General features: G+C 67.9%; 21 protein-coding genes and 1 tRNA gene. 17 read left to right on the top strand and 5 right to left on the bottom strand.

The features are described from left to right. Window positions 1-3 precede the first annotated feature (3 nt). The 10 genes from KBI44_05515 (at window position 4) to KBI44_05470 (ending at window position 6,675) form a co-directional block, all read left to right on the top strand. Window positions 4-93: transfer RNA gene (locus KBI44_05515), tRNA-Ser, on the top strand. 212 nt (window positions 94-305) lie between these two features. Next, entirely contained in the window at window positions 306-440 is a 135-nt protein-coding gene (gene rpmH / locus KBI44_05510; GenBank protein MBP9143923.1) for a 50S ribosomal protein L34, read from the top strand. Window positions 441-451: 11 nt separating this feature from the next. Beyond that, window positions 452-889 (top strand): ribonuclease P protein component, encoded by a 438-nt coding sequence (rnpA, locus tag KBI44_05505; GenBank protein ID MBP9143922.1) that lies wholly within the window; start codon window positions 452-454, stop codon window positions 887-889. Next, on the top strand, window positions 886-1,107 hold the full coding sequence (yidD, locus tag KBI44_05500; GenBank protein MBP9143921.1) for a membrane protein insertion efficiency factor YidD: 222 nt from the start codon (window positions 886-888) through the stop codon (window positions 1,105-1,107). Before rnpA ends, yidD begins: the two co-directional genes overlap by 4 nt. Window positions 1,108-1,129: 22 nt before the next feature. Next, window positions 1,130-2,941, top strand: coding sequence for a membrane protein insertase YidC (gene yidC, locus KBI44_05495; protein MBP9143920.1), 1,812 nt, complete (start codon window positions 1,130-1,132; stop codon window positions 2,939-2,941). Further along, window positions 2,938-3,816: a hypothetical protein gene (locus KBI44_05490; protein MBP9143919.1), complete on the top strand. Its 879-nt coding sequence runs from the start codon at window positions 2,938-2,940 to the stop codon at window positions 3,814-3,816. Before yidC ends, KBI44_05490 begins: the two co-directional genes overlap by 4 nt. 90 nt (window positions 3,817-3,906) lie before the next feature. Further along, complete coding sequence (locus KBI44_05485) at window positions 3,907-4,617, top strand: class I SAM-dependent methyltransferase (protein ID MBP9143918.1); 711 nt, start codon at window positions 3,907-3,909, stop codon at window positions 4,615-4,617. Then, a complete protein-coding gene (locus tag KBI44_05480; protein MBP9143917.1) occupies window positions 4,614-5,372 on the top strand; it encodes a ParA family protein in 759 nt (252 codons plus the stop codon). The genes KBI44_05485 and KBI44_05480 overlap by 4 nt, the downstream gene beginning before the upstream one ends. Continuing rightward, complete coding sequence (locus KBI44_05475; GenBank protein ID MBP9143916.1) at window positions 5,369-6,244, top strand: ParB/RepB/Spo0J family partition protein; 876 nt, start codon at window positions 5,369-5,371, stop codon at window positions 6,242-6,244. Before KBI44_05480 ends, KBI44_05475 begins: the two co-directional genes overlap by 4 nt. Beyond that, complete coding sequence (locus tag KBI44_05470; protein ID MBP9143915.1) at window positions 6,241-6,675, top strand: polymer-forming cytoskeletal protein; 435 nt, start codon at window positions 6,241-6,243, stop codon at window positions 6,673-6,675. Before KBI44_05475 ends, KBI44_05470 begins: the two co-directional genes overlap by 4 nt. 40 nt (window positions 6,676-6,715) lie before the next feature. Here KBI44_05470 and KBI44_05465 read toward each other — a convergent pair whose 3' ends face one another. Next, the gene (locus KBI44_05465) at window positions 6,716-8,560 is read right to left on the bottom strand and encodes an alkaline phosphatase family protein (GenBank protein MBP9143914.1); all 1,845 of its coding nucleotides are present in this window, start codon (window positions 8,558-8,560) and stop codon (window positions 6,716-6,718) included. A gap of 62 nt (window positions 8,561-8,622) precedes the next feature. On the opposite strand from KBI44_05465, the gene KBI44_05460 reads away from it, so the two are divergent. The 3 genes from KBI44_05460 to pyrF are packed head-to-tail and all read left to right on the top strand — an operon-like array spanning window position 8,623 to window position 11,185. Beyond that, entirely contained in the window at window positions 8,623-9,471 is an 849-nt protein-coding gene (locus KBI44_05460) for a dihydroorotate dehydrogenase electron transfer subunit (GenBank protein MBP9143913.1), read from the top strand. Continuing rightward, window positions 9,468-10,433: a dihydroorotate dehydrogenase gene (locus KBI44_05455; protein MBP9143912.1), complete on the top strand. Its 966-nt coding sequence runs from the start codon at window positions 9,468-9,470 to the stop codon at window positions 10,431-10,433. The genes KBI44_05460 and KBI44_05455 overlap by 4 nt, the downstream gene beginning before the upstream one ends. Further along, window positions 10,430-11,185, top strand: a complete 756-nt coding sequence (pyrF, locus tag KBI44_05450) for an orotidine-5'-phosphate decarboxylase (protein MBP9143911.1) — start codon at window positions 10,430-10,432, stop codon at window positions 11,183-11,185. The genes KBI44_05455 and pyrF overlap by 4 nt, the downstream gene beginning before the upstream one ends. A gap of 224 nt (window positions 11,186-11,409) precedes the next feature. Here the strand turns inward: pyrF and KBI44_05445 are convergent, their stop codons facing one another. The 4 genes from KBI44_05445 to lepB (KBI44_05430) are packed head-to-tail and all read right to left on the bottom strand — an operon-like array spanning window position 11,410 to window position 13,770. Continuing rightward, a complete protein-coding gene (locus KBI44_05445; GenBank protein ID MBP9143910.1) occupies window positions 11,410-12,111 on the bottom strand; it encodes a YceH family protein in 702 nt (233 codons plus the stop codon). Between the two features lie 29 nt (window positions 12,112-12,140). Continuing rightward, window positions 12,141-12,509, bottom strand: coding sequence for a hypothetical protein (locus tag KBI44_05440; GenBank protein MBP9143909.1), 369 nt, complete (start codon window positions 12,507-12,509; stop codon window positions 12,141-12,143). Window positions 12,510-12,550: 41 nt separating this feature from the next. Beyond that, window positions 12,551-13,096, bottom strand: a complete 546-nt coding sequence (gene lepB / locus KBI44_05435) for a signal peptidase I (GenBank protein MBP9143908.1) — start codon at window positions 13,094-13,096, stop codon at window positions 12,551-12,553. After that, window positions 13,066-13,770, bottom strand: a complete 705-nt coding sequence (gene lepB, locus KBI44_05430) for a signal peptidase I (GenBank protein ID MBP9143907.1) — start codon at window positions 13,768-13,770, stop codon at window positions 13,066-13,068. The genes lepB (KBI44_05435) and lepB (KBI44_05430) overlap by 31 nt, the downstream gene beginning before the upstream one ends. A gap of 448 nt (window positions 13,771-14,218) precedes the next feature. Between lepB (KBI44_05430) and KBI44_05425 the strand changes: the two genes are divergently transcribed. The 4 genes from KBI44_05425 (at window position 14,219) to dgt (ending at window position 17,471) form a co-directional block, all read left to right on the top strand. Then, on the top strand, window positions 14,219-14,602 hold the full coding sequence (locus KBI44_05425; protein MBP9143906.1) for a helix-hairpin-helix domain-containing protein: 384 nt from the start codon (window positions 14,219-14,221) through the stop codon (window positions 14,600-14,602). Between the two features lie 27 nt (window positions 14,603-14,629). Then, on the top strand, window positions 14,630-15,226 hold the full coding sequence (locus KBI44_05420; protein MBP9143905.1) for a prepilin-type N-terminal cleavage/methylation domain-containing protein: 597 nt from the start codon (window positions 14,630-14,632) through the stop codon (window positions 15,224-15,226). 75 nt (window positions 15,227-15,301) lie between these two features. Further along, complete coding sequence (locus KBI44_05415; protein ID MBP9143904.1) at window positions 15,302-15,673, top strand: divalent-cation tolerance protein CutA; 372 nt, start codon at window positions 15,302-15,304, stop codon at window positions 15,671-15,673. 358 nt (window positions 15,674-16,031) lie between these two features. Further along, entirely contained in the window at window positions 16,032-17,471 is a 1,440-nt protein-coding gene (dgt, locus tag KBI44_05410; protein ID MBP9143903.1) for a dNTP triphosphohydrolase, read from the top strand. The last annotated feature ends 2 nt before the right edge of the window (window positions 17,472-17,473 follow it).

Below are 17,473 nucleotides of genomic sequence, written 5' to 3'. Positions count from 1 at the left end.
ACCGGAGAGGTGCCAGAGTGGCCGATCGGGACGGTCTCGAAAACCGTTGTGCCCGCAAGGGTACCGTGGGTTCGAATCCCACCCTCTCCGCCATCGATTTCCCGGCAGCCACAAGATGTCTGGTCGTTGGGGCCTGCCACATCCACATACAGTGCTTTGACCCCGGGCCGCCCCTGGCTTAGAATAGGCGGCTCGGAACGCGGTAGGGCGGCCTCGCGCGGCTCTATTAGAGGGTGGGATGACCGTTCCAATGGCTCCCCGACGATGCTGACGGCCGCAGAGGCTCGAACGAAAGGTGGACATCCGTGAAGCGCACGTTTCAACCCAACAATCGCCGCCGCAAGAAGACGCACGGCTTTCGCGAGCGCATGAGCACCAAGAACGGCCGCAAGGTCCTTTCTCGTCGCCGCCGCAAGGGTCGCAAGCGCCTCACGGTCTGACCGCTTTCGTGGTGCCGGCAGGCGACCCGCAGCACCCGGAGCCCCCGCAGACACCGCTGGCTGGCGAGATTCAGCAGGCTCGAGAGGGCCGGGCCAGCGAGCGATTCAGGCGTAGCCAGACCCTTCGCAAAACCAACGATTACCGCCGCTGTTACGCCGAGGGTCGGCGCAAGGGCGGAGCCTTTCTCGTCCTCCACAGCGTGACCAACGAGCAGGGTTCCCCGCGCTTCGGCCAGACCGCGAGCCGCAAGGTCGGCGGCGCCGTCGAGCGGCACCGTCTGAAGCGTTGGGCGCGGGAGATCTACCGGCGCTGGCCCGAGCGGCACCGACTCCCTGCGAACGACCTGATTGCCCACTTCAAACCCGGAGCGGCCGACTCGACCTTCATCGAATTTCGCCGCGAGCTCGAGCGCCTCCTGGCGAGCCTGCTGCCGAAAGGCCGGGCATGAGGCGTCTGCTGATCGCCCTTCTGCTCGGCTACAAGCGCTGGCTTTCGCCGCTCTTGCCGCCGGCCTGCCGGTTCTCTCCGACCTGTTCTGAATATGCCCGCCTGGCCCTCATCGAACAGGGCCTCTGGCGCGGTTTTGTGAGCGCCGTCGTTCGGCTGGCACGGTGCCAGCCGTTCGGCGCCGGCGGTATCGACTTGCCCGCCTCGGGCCGTCGCTGACCTTTTCTGGAGCCCGAGACTCGTGGACAACAAGCGCCTTCTGATTGCCGCCGTCCTGTCGATGGCGGTCCTGTTCGTCTGGCAGATGCTCTTCCCGCCGCCGGAGGCGACCCCGCCGCCGCGACCCGCAGTCAGTGCTCCGGCTGCGGGGGCGTCCGCCACCGCACCCTCGGGCGGCGCGACGCTTCCTGGCACCGCCGCGGCTGCGACCGGCGCCCCGGCGAGCGATCCCGCCGCCGCAAGCGCCGCGAACGCCGGGGTCACCCCGGCGGCTCCGGTCCTGCCTCCGGTCGCGGCCACCGAAGAACGCCGCGAGGTGCTCGAGAACGACGCGCTGCGCGCCGAGTTCAGCAACCGTGGCGCCACGCTGGTTTCGCTTCGGGTCAAGGGCATGAACGGTGCGGCCGGCTCGCCGGGCGGTGAGCTCGAACTGGTCGCGCCGCGCAAGGAGGGCCCGCTGCCGTTTGCGCTGCTCGGTCCGGGCGGCGAGTCGCTCGCCGCGAACGGCGCGCTCTTCGTTGCGACGCGCGAAACGACGAAGGAGGGCGAGCGGCTGCGCTTCCAGTATCGCGACGGCCAGGGTGAGGTGGAGAAGAGTTTCCTCCTCGGCCCCGACGGTCGCATGGAGATCGTCGTCGCCGCGCCGGCCCTGCCGGGCTTCAACCTCCTGCTCGGTCCGGGCCTGCGGGCGCGGACGGCGGAAGAGCTCGCCAGCCGGTTCGAGCTTCGCCGGGCGGTCTGGAGCGCTGCCGGAGAGGTCGAGACGCACGACCCGGCGAAGGCCAACGAGCTCCTCGAGCTCCCCGGCGAAACCCTCAACTGGGTCGGCCTCGAGGACACCTACTTCCTCACCGCCGTGGTGCCGCTCGAGCCGGTGGCGAAGGCGCGCTTCCGCCCGGTGCTGCTGGTTCCGGCCGGCGAGGAGCGCACCTTCGACGCCCGACCCGTACCGGCCCCTCCGGCGGAGATCGCGGCCACCGACAAGGATCTGGCGCGTGACTTCACGCTCGAGATCGAGGCCCGGCAGGGCCGCCTCGCGGCCACCTCCTATTGGGGCTCGAAGCAGCTCGACCGGCTCACGGCGATGCCGTACGGCCTCGACAAGACGGTGCAGCTGGGCATGTTCGGCTTTCTTGCCCGCCCGCTGCTCTACAGCCTGCAGTGGATCTACGCCAACGTGGTTTCGAACTACGGCTGGGCGATCGTGCTGCTGACGATCGTGCTGAAGATCGTGCTCCTGCCGCTCTCGATCTCGGCGTTCAAGTCGATGCGCAAGATGCAGCTGCTCAACCCGAAGATGCAGGCGGTGCGGGAGCGCTGGAAAGGGAAGCTCCGCGACAAGAACGGGCGCTTCAACTCCGACGCCCAGCGCCAGATGAACGAAGAGATCATGGGTCTCTACCGTTCCGAAGGGGTCAACCCGGCGGGCGGCTGCTTTCCGATGCTCATTCAGCTACCGGTGTTTTTCGCCTTCTACAGCCTGCTCTCTTCGGCCGTCGAGCTCTGGCGGTCGCCCTGGATCGGTTGGATCCACGATCTGACCGCATCGGACCCCTACTACGTCCTGCCGATCGTCATGGGGCTGTCGCAGATCATTCAGCAGCGCATGACCCCGGCGCCGCCCGATCCGGTACAGAAGCGGCTCATGCAGTTCCTGCCGGTGGTCTTCACGATCTTCTCGCTCGGCTTCGCGAGCGGTCTGGTGCTCTATTGGCTGACCAACAACATCCTGACCATCGCCCAGCAGAAGATCTACAACTCGATCAAGGATCACGAGCCGAAGGTCGAGGTCGTGACCGCCAAAGGTGGCGGCCGCAAGGGGACGGGCTCATGAAGACGCGACGCTTCTTTGCCGGCAACACCCTGCCGCAGGCCCTTATGGCGGCGGCCCGCTACCACGGCCTGTCGCCGGACGAGTTGGCCTATCGGCTGCGTGACAAGCGTCACGGCTTCGTGACCCGGGTCCGGCGGTTCATCGTGGAGGTCGATCCCGCAGCGCCACTGCGCCCGCGCGGCGAGGGGCGCCCGGCAACGGCACCTGCGGTCGCGCCGGGAGCCCTCGCCGCGCCCGCCGCCTCGGCACCCCCAGGCCCGGCCCCGCGCCCGGAAAGCCCGCGCCCGCCCCGGCCGCCGCAGCCGCCGGTCCCCTCCGCCGCACATCCCGCGATGCCGCCGATGGCACCCGGGGCGCAGAACCCGTCGCGTCCCGCCGCGGGTTCCGTGGAGCCGTTTCTGCCGCCAGACGAAGAGTCGGAGTTGGCGGCGGCCGCCGCAATGAGCCGTCTCCTGGCGCTGGCCGGCCTCGAGCTCGCCGCGAAGGTCGAACGGCGACCGGATCGCCTGGTCATCGCGCTCAGCGGCAAGGACGAAGAGCTCCTCGGCGACCTGGGGGAGGAGTTCCTGGACGATCTGGAGCAGTTGGCGCCGCGCGCCATCCGGGGCCTTACCGGGCGCATGGTGCGCTGCCGGGTGGAAGGCGCTGGCCTGCGCAGCGCGCGCGAGCTCGAGCTCCGGGCCCTGGCCGAGCGCACTGCCGAACAGGTCATTGCGAGTGGCGAAGCGGCGCTGCTCGAGCCGCTGTCGTCGGCCGACCGGCGCATCGTGCACCTGGCTCTGGTGGACGACCCGCGCGTGGCCACCGCGAGCGAAGGCTATGGCGCCGAGAAGCGAGTCCGGATCTCTCCTGCGGCCCCTTCGCGGGCAGACTGAGAGCGCCGCGGGCCGCGCCGTCCGCGGTCTGGCCCGCAGATGTTTCACGTGAAACATCCCGTAGAGCCCGAGACCCACGCCATGCCTGAAATGCCTGAATTGCCAGCTCTGACCGCGACCGCCTTCGTTCGCGGACTTGCAGTCCACTGGCCGGGCGGCACCGTCACGCAGGCTCCGCTCTCTCCGGAGACCCTGCAGCGCCTCCATGTGCACTACGAAGAGCTCCGCCGCTGGGCCGGAACGATCGCCCTCATCGGTCCGGGCGCTGCCGGCGAGCTTCTCGAGCGCCATTACGCCGAGTCGCTGATGGCGCTGCCCTGGCTCCCGGCGCCGGGCGCCGCCAGGGCCGGCGGTCGCCTGCTCGACCTCGGCTCCGGCGCCGGCTTCCCGGGTTGGATCCTCGCCGCCGCGAGGCCCGATCTCGACGTCACCCTGGTCGAAGCACGGGAGCGCAAGTGGGCTTTTCTCACCAACGCCGCGCGCCGCGCGCGATTGTCGTGCCGGTGCCTGAATGCTAGAGTTTCCGTGCGTTCTCTCGCGGACAACCCCGACCGGAGCGACCGAATCGACCTCCTTGGGCAGATCGATGTCGTCACCGTTCGGGCGCTGCGTCTCGAAGCGAAGACCTGGTCCGCCCTTGTGCCGCATCTCGCACCGGGAGCCCAGGTCCTGCTCTGGAGCGGTGAGGTCGCCGAGCCCCCGCCCGCGCCGTTCGTCGCCGGGCGGACCTTGGCGCTCTCCGGGAGTCACCGATACCTGCGGGAGTATTGCTTGCCGACCGGTTCGCCAGACACGCCATGACCGAGATCTTCGCCATCGCCAATCAGAAGGGCGGGGTCGGAAAAACCACCACCGCGATCAGCCTCGCCGCCGGCCTGGCGGCGCTCGAGAAGCGCGTCCTACTGGTCGACGCGGACCCGCAGGGCAATGCCACCCGCGGACTCGGCCAGACCGCACGCTCACCGCACCTCTACCATGTCCTGGTGGGGGAGAGTCCGATCGAGTCGGCCATCCTGACGACCGGATTTCCGTTCCTCGACCTTCTGCCCGCCGACCGCGACCTGGTCGGCGCCGAAGTCGAGTTCGTCGGGTTCGAAGGCTGGGAGACGGTCCTGCGCCAGCGGCTCGCGACGGTCAGCGAGCGCTACGACTTCATCCTGTTCGACTGTCCGCCATCGCTCGGCCACCTGACCATCCAGGCGCTGGTGGCAGCGACGGGCGTCCTCGTGCCGCTGCAGTGCGAGTACTTCGCACTCGAAGGGATGAGCGAGCTGCTGTCCACGATCCGGCGGGTGACCAGCGCTCTCAATCCCAGGCTCGAAGTTGCCGGCATCCTGCTCACCATGTATGACGATCGAATGAAGCTCACGCGCGACGTCGAGCGCGAGGTCCGGGAGCACTTCCCGGGGAAGGTCTTCGAGGCGGTCGTGCCGAGGAACGTGCGGCTCGCCGAAGCGCCGAGTCACGGTCTTTCCATCCTGCAGTACGACATCAAGAGCCGGGGGGCGGAAGCCTATCTGGCCGTGGCGAGGGAGCTCTTGAGGCGATCCAGATGAACGACAAGAAGCGCGGGCTCGGACGCGGTCTTTCCGCCTTGATTGCGACAGAGGAGGATGCGCGCACCCTCCCCATCAGCCAGATCCACCCCAATCGTCTGCAACCGCGGACCGAGTTCGACGATTCCCGGCTCGAAGAGCTGGCGGCTTCGATCCGGACCCAGGGACTCATCCAACCGCTAATTGTAAGTCCAACAGGAAAAGGGACTTATACGATCGTCGCCGGCGAGCGGCGGTGGCGCGCGGCGCAGCGCGCCGGGCTCACGATCGTGCCTGTGGTGATCCGCCAGGTGCGCGATGACCGCGAGATGCTCGAGCTCGCCCTGGTCGAGAACCTGCAGCGTTCTGACTTGAACCCGATGGAAGAGGCCGAGGCCTACCGGACGCTCCAGGAGAACTTCAATCTGTCGCAGGAGGAGATCGCGACCCGGGTCGGCAAGGGGCGACCGGCCGTCACCAATACCCTGCGCCTGCTGAAGCTTCCGGCGGCGATCCAGGACTTTCTGCGCTCCGGGCGGCTCACCGCCGGGCAGGTTCGGCCACTCCTGGGCATCACCGATCCCGAACGCCAGCAGGAGCTGGCCGAGCGCGCCCTGCACGAGGGCCTGTCGGCGCGCAGCATGGAGGAGCTCGCGAGCGGCAAGCGTCCGGGAGCGAAAGGCGCCAAGGCTGCGAAAAAGAGCCCCGAGCCGCACGCTGCGGCGGCCGCCGAGCGCCTCACCCAGAAGCTGCAGACCCGGGTCGAGATCGACCGGCGCGGCAAAGGCGGTACGATTCGAATTCACTTTCATTCAGAAGAGGAGTTGATCCGCATCTACGAGCGGATCACACAAACGACCGGACCGACCGGACCGACAGGAGATGGGAAATGAACTTTCGCGGCAAGTCCTCCCCTGGGGATCTCTCCGGCTTCCTCGATGTCGGCAGCCATTTCGAAGGCGAGCTCAAGTTCGAGCAGTCGTTCCGCGTCGACGGCAAGGTGGTCGGCAAGGTGGTCTCGGACGGCGATCTGGTGGTCGGCGAGCGCGGCGAGATCGATGGCGAGATTCGTGTCGGCCGGCTGTTCGTCTCGGGGCTGGTGAAAGGCGAGGTCTTCGCGTCGCGACGTCTCTCGATTCACCCGCACGGGCGGGTCGAAGGCACGGTCCACGCCAAGGCGCTGATCATCGAAGAGGGCGGCATTCTCGAGGGGCGAAGCTCGATGAAGGTCGAAGCGGCGGAGAACACGCCCGGCGAAGCTCCGGCCGCGTCGTTGCCGCCCGGCTCCGCCAAGGTGGTCGGCAGGATCCCCGCGAAGCCCTGATTTCCGCGGCGGCCGAGCCGTAGCGCACCGCGGGCGAGCGCTAGCGCTCGTTCGGCGACGGCAGGTCCTCGTAACTCTGCAGGAAGGTGAGCGGCACGCTCTGCAGCAGTGCCGGCTCGAACGCTTCGGTCAGCACGCGGCCGTCGAAGTCGCGAGCGATCGGCAGCCGTGCGGCGTAGAGCAGGGTCGGTACGAGATCCACGATGCGCGCCGTCGCGAGCCCCTCACCGCGGCGAATCCCTTCGCCCCGCAGCAGCAGCGTGCCGTCGGGTCCGCCGACGAGTGTCCCGCTGATGCGGCGGGCACGCCAGACCTCCCCCAACACCCGCCCTACTCCCGAAGGCGGGGCCACGCCGTAGGCCGAGACCACGGCGAGCAGGCGCGGCTCGGGAAGTCGCGCCCAGAGCTCGGCGAGCTTGGCGTCGAGAAAGGCCATGTAGTCGGTGAGTGCGGCTGCGGCCCGGCGGTCGGCTCCCGCCCGCGAGCCGCCCATTTCGGCCGAATGGAAGCCGCCCAGCGTCAGGAGCTCGACTTCGACCAGACCCGGAAGGTCGAGGAAGAGGGCCGCCGGTGGGCTCGAGTCGGCGAGCAGCGAGGCGGCCACGGCGGCGCGCCAGGCGTCCTGGGCGCGCGCCGCGGCGAGCGTCTCTGCCGGAGAGCGACCGGGGTCGGGCGGGGTCGTCGCGACCGCAGGGGAGGCAGGATGAAGCGGAGCGCGCGCAGCGCGCGCCGGCGGCTCGAGGTGCCCCGCCGACGCGCCGCGCAGCAGCTCGAGCCGCCCCGCGAAGTCCTCGGGGCGCGCCGCCGTAGCCGCAGCGGCGCCGCGAAAGAGGGCGTCCGAAGCCTGGGCCGCGCCGCCGGCAGGGGCGAGCAGCGCCTCGGGGACGCCGATGACGGCGGTCTGCCGGCCGAGCCGATCGAGAATCTCCCAGATCGTCCGCACTCTCCGGTCGGCGCTCGCGACGGGACGGTGCTCCCCCAGCAGCCGATCGAGTCCCAGTGCGGAGAAGCCGAGCGGCAGCAGCCGCAGCTCGCCGTCTTCTCCCAGCCAGGACGCTTCGAGCAGCGTCGGGCCCGCCAGAGCGTGGCGAAAGGGGAGCTTGCCGGAGGCGAGACTGGCGCCGAGACCGAGCGGCCGCACCGGCGCGAAACTCTCGAGGCGGGCGTAGCTGCCCTCGTCGAAGAGGGTGGCGAAAAAGGGGAGGCGTCCCTGGCGCGCCAGGGGGAGCAGCACGTCGAGGGTCGCGCCTTCGATGCCGACGACCAGCAGATGCGGCGCCGCCGGCGCGGCGAGCGGCCGGGCGAAGGCAGCCGGCTGCGCCGCCACGGGCTCGTAGCTCGCGCGGCGGTCGACGACGACATAGAGGCCGAGGGCGACGACCGTGACGAGCAGCACGACGCTGCGGGTTCCGTAGCGCCGATGATGCACGGTGTGCAGCAGGGCGGTGTAGAAGGCCAGGATCGAAGCCAGAGAGAGCCAGAGTGCGACGCGGATCAGATTGGCGTTGATTCCGGGCGGAAGGTAGAAGGAGTAGTGCGAAGCGTGCACCCAGTCGGCGAGCGCCGCGGCGCCCAGCACCACGGTCAGGCTCCAGGGCAGCAGGCGCCGGACGCGCACGTTGCGCAGCTGGGTCCCCAACCAATGGGCGGCGAGCGAGAGCGGCGCGAGCAGCGCGCCGAGGCGCAGAGCGCCCTGCACATATCCCGGGACCGACGGTGCGAGATGCGGGTTCAGGAAGTAGAGCAACCCGGCGAGATGAAAACCGGCGAGGAGGGCCGGCAGCAGCGCGGCAGAAACCGCCTCGATCCGGGGCGGCAGCGGCCAGAGCGCGGCCGCGCCGACAGGGCGCGGTGCTTCTGGCGGGAGGAGAGGGTCGCGTTGCACGGATTCTGTTCTCGGTGGTGGGCGATCGGACGCGGGTTCGTTTGCTAGAGTCGAGGCCTCGAATGCAGCCCATCGATACCCACGCCCAGGTCGTCGAGATCGTCCCCCACCCGCTGCCCTACTATTCGATCGTACTGGATGGGCCGGAAGAGTGGCGCGAGATCGCCGCCGGGCAGTTCGTCATGGTAGAGACCGCCGAAGGTCTGGAGCCCTACCTGCGCCGCGCCCTCTCGGTTCACGACGTAAGTAAAACAGATTGCGGGGCGCGGATCGAACTGCTGGTGAAGATCGTCGGCCCGGGAACCCGCGCTCTCGCCGCCCGGCGTCCGGGAGATCGCGTTGCCGTGCTGGGTCCGCTCGGCAAGGCGTTCGGCCCCACAGCGGGCGCCAGTTCCTCGGACACCGCGGAAACTCTCCCCGGCAGCAACAACGTGGACCGGCGGCCGGTGGCGCTCGTTGCCGGCGGCGTGGGCTCGGCACCGCTCCTGCTGCTCGGTCGGCGTCTCCTCGCCGAGGGTGCGGTCTTCGACTTCTACTACGGCGGACGCTCGAGCGTCGATCTCGCGCGCCGCAGCGCCTTCGAGGAGCTGGCTCGCGCCAGCGGCGGGCGCCTGATCGCCACGACGGAAGACGGCAGCGCCGGCGAGCGCGGCCTGGTCACCGCGGCGCTCGCTCCCGATCTCGAAGCCGGAAGGTACCGCAAGATCTTCACCTGTGGCCCGATGGGGCTGATGAAGCGGCTCGCCGAGATGGGCGCCGAACATGGCGTGCCCGGCGAGGCGGCGCTCGAGACGCCGATGGGTTGCGGCTTCGGCGCCTGCCTCGGCTGCGCCGTCGAGCTCACCAGCGGGAGTTACGCGCTGTGCTGCAAGGACGGACCGGTCTTCCCCTTCGACGCGGTGAAGTGGTGAGCGGGCAGGAGACCTCCGCCGCCGGCCCGGCGCAGCGCGCGCCGGACCTCTCTGTCCGGTTGGCCGGGCTCGCGCTGCCGAATCCGATTCTCACCGCGAGCGGCACCTTCGGCTACGGGCTCGAGTTCGGGCACCTCGCGGCGCTCGACCGCCTGGGTGGCATCGTCACCAAGGGACTCTCGCTCGAACCCCTCAAGGGCAACCCGCCGCCGCGCATCGGCGAACCGCGCGGCGGCATGCTGAACTCGATCGGTCTGCAGAACATCGGCATCGAGAAGTTCCTGGCCGAAGTGCTGCCCGGCCTCGGTCGTTTCCCGGCGCAGGTCGTGGTCAACCTCTTCGGCTACGAGTTCGACGACTATGCCCGGCTGGCCGAGCGCGTCGATGCCTTTGCCGGCGTCGCGGCGGTGGAGCTGAACGTCTCGTGCCCGAACGTCACCAAGGGCGGCATCGAGTTCGGCCACGACCCGGTGCTCCTCGAGCGCCTGGTGCGCAGCGTCCGCAACGTGACCGGCAAACCGATCGCCGTGAAGCTGTCGCCGAACGTGACCTCGCCGGTGGCGATCGGGGAGGCGGCGAAGGCCGGTGGTGCCGATATCCTCTCGGCAATCAACACGGTGCTCGGCATGGCGATCGACCCCTGGACCCGGCGGCCGCGCCTGCACACCACGCGCGGCGGACTCTCGGGCCCGGCAATCAAGCCGATCGCGGTGCGCATCGTCTACGACGTGGCGAAGAAGGTCGGGCTGCCGGTCATCGGTATCGGCGGCGTCGAGACGGTCGACGACGTGATCGAGTTCCTGCTCGCCGGGGCGTCGGCCGTGCAGGTGGGCACGGCTCTCTTCCGCAACCCCCGCGCCGCCGAGCAGCTGGTGGACGGCCTCGCGGCGCGGCTCGTCGAGATGAAGGTGGATCGCGTCAGCGAACTGGTCGGCGGGGTGCGCCCATGGAGGGAGACATGAGCACGACAGCTGGAGATCTTCAAGCGCGCGGGCTGGATCAGGTCGCCGTCGCGCTCGATACCAACGATCGCGCCACCTTCGAGCGCTGGTGCGCTTTTTTCGGCCCGCGGGTGGGTGTCCTCAAGGTCGGTCTCGAAGCTTACGTGCGCTGGGGGCCGCCGGCGGTCGAGATCGCCCGCCGGCACGCGCGGGCCATCTTCCTCGACTTGAAGCTCCACGACATCCCCAACACCGTGGCCGGCGCGGTGCGCTCGGCGCGCGAGCTCGACGTCGACTATCTGACCCTCCACGCCGCCGGTGGCCCGGCGATGATCGCGGCGGCCGTCGAAGCCGCCGATGGCCGGGTGGCGATGCTGGCGGTGACCGTCCTCACCCACCTCGACGAGGCGACCCTCGAGCTCCTCGACATGCCGGGCGGCAGCTCGCACCGTGTCCTGCTCTGGGCGCACCTCGCGCGCGCCGCCGGCGCTGCGGGCGTCGTCTGCTCGCCGCTCGAGCTCGCGGCGCTGCGGGCGGCCGAAACGCGACCGTTCAAGCTGGTGGCTCCGGGAATCCGGCCGGCCGGGCATGGCTCCCCTGGCTCCAGCACCAGCGACGATCAGCGCCGAACCGCGACCGCGGCGACGGCGATCGCCACCGGCGCCGACCTGATCGTCATCGGCCGGCCGCTCACCCAGGCGGCGGATCCCGAGGCCGCGCTCGTCGCACTGACGAGCGAGCTCGCCGGCAGCTCGCGCTCCGCGCGCTACTAGCCCGCATTTCTCACCAACTTCCTACTGCGGCGCCGCACCTGCCCGCGTCTGCTGCGTTGCGCTCACGACCCGTCCACCGGACGGGTGCCCCGCGTGCTCGACGGGCCGACCGGCCCGCCTGCGCGCACCTCGGTCGCGACGCCTTGCAGCCGCGGGCATATGCGACGCCTCGCGACGAAAGCTGGTGAGAAATGCGGGCTTGCCGATCCTGCTCGAAGGGAAGACTACTCGCCGAGCCGCGTCCGCAGCTCGGTCATCGCCGCGCTGAGCTCGGCCACTGCCGTTTCGAGCCGCGCGAGTCGCTCCTCCAGCGCTGGCCTTTCCGAAGCGACGACGGCCGTCGCGGCCGTCCGCGAATCGGGTTGGCTCTCCGGCGCGAAGTGCGGCGGCTGCGCGTGCACGCCCGCCAGCTGGTTGCGCTGCACCTCTTCGGTGCCGGCTAAATGGATCCAGCGGGTTTCGCGCTGCCCGGGCTGTCGCGGCAGCTCGCGGGTGAGCGCGTCGGGGCCGTCGGCGAGGCGCGCGAGCGCTGCCTCGACCTCACCCGCGGTGGCGAACGGATGCAGCCGCGCGGTGCGCGCCCGGAGCTCCGCTACGGTCTGTGCGCCGCGCAGCAGGAGCATCGCCACGACCGCAGCGGCGCCGCCGGTGTCGAGATGCCAACGGCGATCGAGACAGTGCTCGTAGCGCTCGCTCCGGCTGCTGTGGACGCGAAAGACGAGCGCGTCGGCGCGCAGCCGGTCGAGCGCGGTGACGACGTCGGTCTCGGAGTAGTCGGTGACCGGGTCGCGGCTGGTCTTCTGGTTGCAGGCCTGGAGAAGTGCGCTCACCGTGAGCGGGTAGAGATCGGGAGTCGTGCGCTCCTTCTCCATGAGCGCCCCCAGAATGCGCACTTCGACGGCGTCGAGGGGTCGGGTATAGGCCATGTCGAGACGCCGGACCGGGAGGCCGCTCGCTACCAGATGAAGATCGGGCGATCCACCTGCAGATCGAACTCCCATTCGTAGGTGTAGCCCGGGAACTCGAGCGGCACGGTGAATTCGGCGCTCATGCGGACCTTGTCGCCGGGCTTCTCCACCTTGACGAACTTGGCATCGACCGGCAGGTCGAGCTCGTTCGCCTTGCTGACGATGCGCTTCTCGATCGTCTCGGCGGGTGTGTTGCCGGCCCACTTCGCCTGCTCGACCATGAAGTCGTAGAGCTCGGAGGTCGCGATCTTGACCGGAATGGCCTTCCAGCCGACCATGATGCCGGCGGCGAGCAGGAGGCCCCAAAGGATGCAACCGACCTTGCTGTCACCCGCCTGGTTCTGACGTCGCGTCATCGAAAATCCTCCTCCTGCGGACCGCTGAGCCGGCCATCAGTCTAACGTACCTGCCGGAGAATCCGGCTCCGTCCGGCTGCCGTACCGGACCGCGACCAGAGGACGGCCAGCACCCGCCCCTCGACGGCACTGTCGGGCACCGGCCCGAAGCGCCGGGAGTCGAGCGAGCGTTCGCGGGCATCGCCCTCCAGCCAGAGCATGCCGGGCGCGAGGACGCCGCCGCCTTGCCAGTCGCCGGCGACACCGACGCAACGCTTCACGAAATGCTGGTGGGGGTCGAACGGCGGCCGGAAGAGCACCACGTCGCCGCTGCGGACAGGCCGCCGCGGCAGCAGACCCGACGGCGGGCCCGAGAAGAGGAAGCGGTTCACCAGGATCTGGTCGCCGGGCTCGAGGGTGGGGAGCATCGACGGGCTCGGAATCGAGACCACTTCGACCAGGAAGGCGCGCACGAAGAGCGCGAGCAGCAGAGCGACGAGAACGATGCGGGCGACCCGGGCGACACCGGCGACCGCCGGGGCGTCGGTGCTCGGCGGCGGGAGGCCGCCGGCGCGGTTCAGCTCGGCAGGTGGAACGAGCGCGTCCATCGGGTCTTGGTCAGGAACCCGAGGGCGGTGTTGGCGAGCTCGCGCAGCTTCGCGCCGGCGCCACGCCAGGTGCCGTCCGAAGTTCCGCCCCCGAACGACCAGTAGATGAGGAAGGCGCGGCCCTTGATGTAGTGCTCGGGCACCACGCCCCAGAACCGGGAGTCGTAGGACAGGTCGCGGTTGTCACCCATGCAGAAGTAACTCGCGGCCGGAACGGTCACCGGTCCGAAGTTGTCGCGCAGGCGCTGCTGCTCGGACATGTACGGCCGGTTCTGGAAGATCCTGGGATCCTTGTGCTCGACGTAGGCGTCGTCCACGACCTTCTTGCCGTTGACGAAGAGCTGCTTGTCGACGACCTGGATGGTGTCGCCCGGCAGGCCGATCAGCCGCTTCACGAGATCGATATTCGGGCGCTCAGGGGAGCGGAAAACGACGATGTCGCCGCGCCGGGGTACGCGCAGCGGCAGGATCGCCTGCTCGACCTTCCCCATTGTCGGTCCGAAAATGAAGCGGTTCACGAACAGATGGTCGCCCACGAGAAGCGTGTCCTCCATCGATCCGCTCGGGATGAAGAAGGTCTTGATCACGAAGGTGTTCGTGAACAACAGGAAGACCGCCGCGATGAGCAGGGCTTCCAGGTACTCGCGGGCGGTGGAGCGGGGCGCAGTCGACATCAGCCCTGAAGACTATCCGATCGCCGCAAGGGATTGCGCTTCCGTCCAGATCCTTTGACGGCCGGATGGGAGTGCGCTGTTTCGGGGTGCTCGCCCCTCTCGCCCCCGCGCCGCGCCCGACAGGCGCCCGTCCCCTTGCCGGCAGTGGCCCGCGGTGGCGCCGGAGTTTTCATCCCAAGTGATTGCAAATGCTGGATTTGCGCGATGTTCACCGCTCTGGCAGGGAGCGTGTACCTGTCGTCTGGCGCAGCGCAGTTCAACCGGAGAGGAGGCGCCAGGAAGACAGAGACCCCACGAGCCGCTCCGCCATCCAGGAATGCAGTCGGCCGGACCGCAACACCGCAGTACCGCAGCCGTGCAGTCGGCAGTCCGCAGCGACGACGCCGGAAGAGCTCCGGCGCCGCCATCACTGAACGCCTGACCAACGCCGCAAGAAAGGAAAGCGAACATGCGAATCCACCAGCGCACCCTCGCCGCCGCCGCACTCGTCCTCTGCCTCCTGGCCGCCGCTCCGGCGCTCGCCGGCGAAGCCAAGACCGTCAACGTCAACACGGCGACCGCCGCCGAGTTCCAGCTCCTGCCGCGCATCGGCCCCGCGGTCGCGGCGCGTCTCGTCGAGCAGCGCGAGAAGAACGGCCCCTGGAAGTCGCTCGACGACCTGATGCTGGTGCGCGGCATCGGTGAATCGACCTACGAGCAGCTGAAGCCGTACGTGGCGCTCAGCGGGCCGACCACGCTCGTCGAGAAGGTGAAGCTGCCGCGCGCGCCGAAGGCCGCCGCCAAGTCCGAAAAGTCCGACGCGCCGGCCGGGAAGCCCGCGGCCAACGGCTGATTTCGAGCCCGGGCGGAGGCGACTTTGATGCGGACAGCCGAGAGGGGTTATCAGTTGATCGAGCTCCTGATTGCCATGGCGATCTCTTCCCTGGTGCTCACCCTGGGCATTCCCCCACTTCTCCAGCTGGCCGCCGGGCTCCGGGTGGAGCTCGCCGCAGCCGAAGTCGCCTCCGCGTTTCACGTTGCGCGCGCCTATGCGATCCGCCACGACGCCAACGTCGGATTGAAGTTCCGGGTCGACGCCGACGGCACGGTGACCTGGGGGCTCTACCGCGACGGCGATGGCGACGGAGTGCTCTCCGCCGACATTCTCTCGGGCGACGACCCGCCGGTGATGCCGCGCGTCCGGCTCGCCCATCTCGGCCGCCAGATCCACTTCGGTTTTCCGCCGGGCCGAGCGCCGCGCGACCCCGGCGATCCTCGCCGCCGGCTCGATCGGCTCGACGACCCGGTGCGCTTCAATCGCTCCGACATCGCCTCGTTCAGCCCGATCGGAACGGCGACGCCGGGCACGGTCTACGTCACCGACGGACGGCGCCACCTCTCGGCGGCGCGCGTCTTCGGCCGGACCGGCAAGATCGGCTGCCTCGCCTACGACCTCGAAAGCGAACGCTGGCGCTGAGGCGACGCCTCGCGGACACCGCCTTGCCGCATCGCGGCATGACTTGCCGGAGGAAGGGGCGTAGCTTTCGCGGCCGTGGGAGCTTTCGTCGTCGTCACAACCGTAGGCACCGAAGAACAGGCCAACCTGATCGCTTCCGAGCTGGTGGCGCGCCGCCATGCGTCGTGCGTCAATATCGTCACCGGGGTGCGCTCGGTCTACCGCTGGCAGGGCAAGATCTGCCGCGACGCCGAGTTCCTGCTCATCGTGAAGACCCTGGAGAGCGAGTACGCCGCCGTCCAGGCTGCGATCCAGGAGCTCCACAGCTACGAGCTCCCCGAGATCCTCGCCTTCAAGGTCTGCAAGAGCGAAGAGAAGTTCCTCGCCTGGATCGGCGCCTCGCTCGACAAGAACGCCCCGTTCTCCGACGAAGAGGAGCGCGAGCTCCTCGACGAATCGAACTACTGAAGCGAGCGGAAGCTGGAACCCTCGCCATCAGTCCTTGGCGGGCTCGACTGGAGTGGCGGAGCATCGTTGACTGCATCGGGCGATTCGCGCCTTCAATCCTGCGAGTTCCTCGCCCTCGGCCTACAATGAAGAGCCACTGTCGCCTGGGCAGGGGCGCTCACACCAGCGTCATCAACGCCTGCTGGGAGCCAGCCTCCGAAGAGGAGAGGCCCCTTCGGCGCCGAGGCTGGAGTGGACTAGATCCAAGAGCCACGTATCCCTCCGAAGACGGAGGCCGCAAAGGCGTATAATCGCGCTTCAAGTGGCCACGAGGCGCGCCAGGAAGAGCCCCACTAAGAGACCAGAGCGCAGTCAGGTCATGGCGGAGAAGAGCGAGCGCTCGAGGTACTTTCTCTCGCCCGATCGAATCCGTCAGTCTACTCAGGCAGGCAGAAATCTCATCGAAGAAACACTAAGTGACCACGCGCGCGTAGTCACATGTACCGCGTTTCGCCGCCTTCAAACCAAAGCGCAGGTCTTCTCACTAGAAACGAACGCCGCAGTCCGGACGAGGCTCACGCACACGCTAGAGGTCGCGATGTTTGGCGAGTTGATCGCGGGTAAGGTCTTTGACAACTTGGTCTCTAGCGGAACAGCCGAAGAGAATCTCCGCCTTCCTTTCACAAAGACGGTCTCGAACGCCTGTTTGCTGCATGACATCGGGAACCCACCATTTGGACACCTCGGCGAATATGCGATTCAGAAGTGGATTGCCGACAATGAGCAGAGTCTCTGTAGCTCTTGGAAGAAACAAGGTGTAGCTCAGGAGCATGTGGCACGATTTCTTCCGGGCTTCAAGTATTTTGATGGGAATGCCCAGGGCTTTCGAATCGTATCCCGCCTCCAGTGGCTGAGCGATTCCTCCGGCCTGAACCTAACGGCGTCGCTTCTGGCTTCCATGGTGAAGTACCTAACGCCAACGCCAGCGACAACGAAGAATAGACTTGGATTTCGGGGAAAAGTCGGGTACTTCGAATCAGAGTCGAAGACTCTAGAGCAGATTTGGAAAAGACTTGGTCTCAAGTGGGATGCCAATGCAGGACTTCCAGGCCAACGGCATCCACTCGTCTTCCTAATGGAGGCCGCGGACGACATCGCCTACTGCCTCTCGGACATCGAGGACGCACTCGAGAAGAGGATCGTCAGCGAAGAAGCCTTCAAGAAGGCGCTGGATCGAACCACTAGGCGAAAGCACTGGAAGAAGCTTGATAGCAAGAAGCGCCATTGCAAGTACGCAGAATTCGTAGTTTTTCGGACGAATTTGACGCGACACCTCGTCAATCGAGCCGCCGAGATCTTCTGTGAACAGCACGACGCCATTCTAGATGGAGAGCTTCAACACCCGCTCTTAGATCTGGACAAGGAATCTAGCGCAGCGCTGGACGGCCTCAAGCAATTTGCGCGGAAGAACATCTTTGTGTCTGCAGAAGCTGTAGGAGTTGAACTCAGCGGATTCCAGATTGTAACGGGGCTACTCGACGCACTAAGTCCGTTGCTGAGCCTGGCCTCAATGGATTTTCGGGCCTTGCTGGAAAGGAAGAGATCCGGAAAGAAGCCCTCCGAGTTTGCACTCGAATCGAGATTGGTCGAGCTACTTTCGCGAAAGCACGCCTTAGCATTTCTCGATTGCGTCGATGCTGAACCGGACCTCGAGCCGATATTCAGACTCCAGTTGCTTCTGGACTATGTCTCTGGCATGACTGACAGCCACGCGGTCAAGACCTACCATGTCGTTCGAGGATTTCCCTCGGTAAGGTGACT

The sequence above is a fragment of the Thermoanaerobaculia bacterium genome, from assembly GCA_018057705.1.
In the GTDB taxonomy this organism is placed as follows: domain Bacteria; phylum Acidobacteriota; class Thermoanaerobaculia; order Multivoradales; family JAGPDF01; genus JAGPDF01.
This window is presented reverse-complemented; position numbering and strand designations above follow the sequence as displayed.

What these genes read in the sequence shown, in the direction of transcription:
- KBI44_05480 (MBP9143917.1), top strand. Translation starts at nt 4,614, where the DNA reads ATGACCGAGATCTTCGCCATCGCCAATCAGAAGGGCGGGGTCGGAAAA.
- pyrF (MBP9143911.1), top strand. Translation starts at nt 10,430, where the DNA reads ATGAGCACGACAGCTGGAGATCTTCAAGCGCGCGGGCTGGATCAGGTC.
- KBI44_05490 (MBP9143919.1), top strand. Translation starts at nt 2,938, where the DNA reads ATGAAGACGCGACGCTTCTTTGCCGGCAACACCCTGCCGCAGGCCCTT.
- KBI44_05485 (MBP9143918.1), top strand. Translation starts at nt 3,907, where the DNA reads ATGCCTGAATTGCCAGCTCTGACCGCGACCGCCTTCGTTCGCGGACTT.
- lepB (MBP9143907.1), bottom strand. Translation starts at nt 13,770, where the DNA reads ATGTCGACTGCGCCCCGCTCCACCGCCCGCGAGTACCTGGAAGCCCTG.
- KBI44_05470 (MBP9143915.1), top strand. Translation starts at nt 6,241, where the DNA reads ATGAACTTTCGCGGCAAGTCCTCCCCTGGGGATCTCTCCGGCTTCCTC.
- KBI44_05420 (MBP9143905.1), top strand. Translation starts at nt 14,630, where the DNA reads ATGCGGACAGCCGAGAGGGGTTATCAGTTGATCGAGCTCCTGATTGCC.
- KBI44_05445 (MBP9143910.1), bottom strand. Translation starts at nt 12,111, where the DNA reads ATGGCCTATACCCGACCCCTCGACGCCGTCGAAGTGCGCATTCTGGGG.
- KBI44_05440 (MBP9143909.1), bottom strand. Translation starts at nt 12,509, where the DNA reads ATGACGCGACGTCAGAACCAGGCGGGTGACAGCAAGGTCGGTTGCATC.
- lepB (MBP9143908.1), bottom strand. Translation starts at nt 13,096, where the DNA reads ATGGACGCGCTCGTTCCACCTGCCGAGCTGAACCGCGCCGGCGGCCTC.
- KBI44_05475 (MBP9143916.1), top strand. Translation starts at nt 5,369, where the DNA reads ATGAACGACAAGAAGCGCGGGCTCGGACGCGGTCTTTCCGCCTTGATT.
- KBI44_05425 (MBP9143906.1), top strand. Translation starts at nt 14,219, where the DNA reads ATGCGAATCCACCAGCGCACCCTCGCCGCCGCCGCACTCGTCCTCTGC.
- KBI44_05460 (MBP9143913.1), top strand. Translation starts at nt 8,623, where the DNA reads ATGCAGCCCATCGATACCCACGCCCAGGTCGTCGAGATCGTCCCCCAC.
- yidD (MBP9143921.1), top strand. Translation starts at nt 886, where the DNA reads ATGAGGCGTCTGCTGATCGCCCTTCTGCTCGGCTACAAGCGCTGGCTT.
- dgt (MBP9143903.1), top strand. Translation starts at nt 16,032, where the DNA reads ATGGCGGAGAAGAGCGAGCGCTCGAGGTACTTTCTCTCGCCCGATCGA.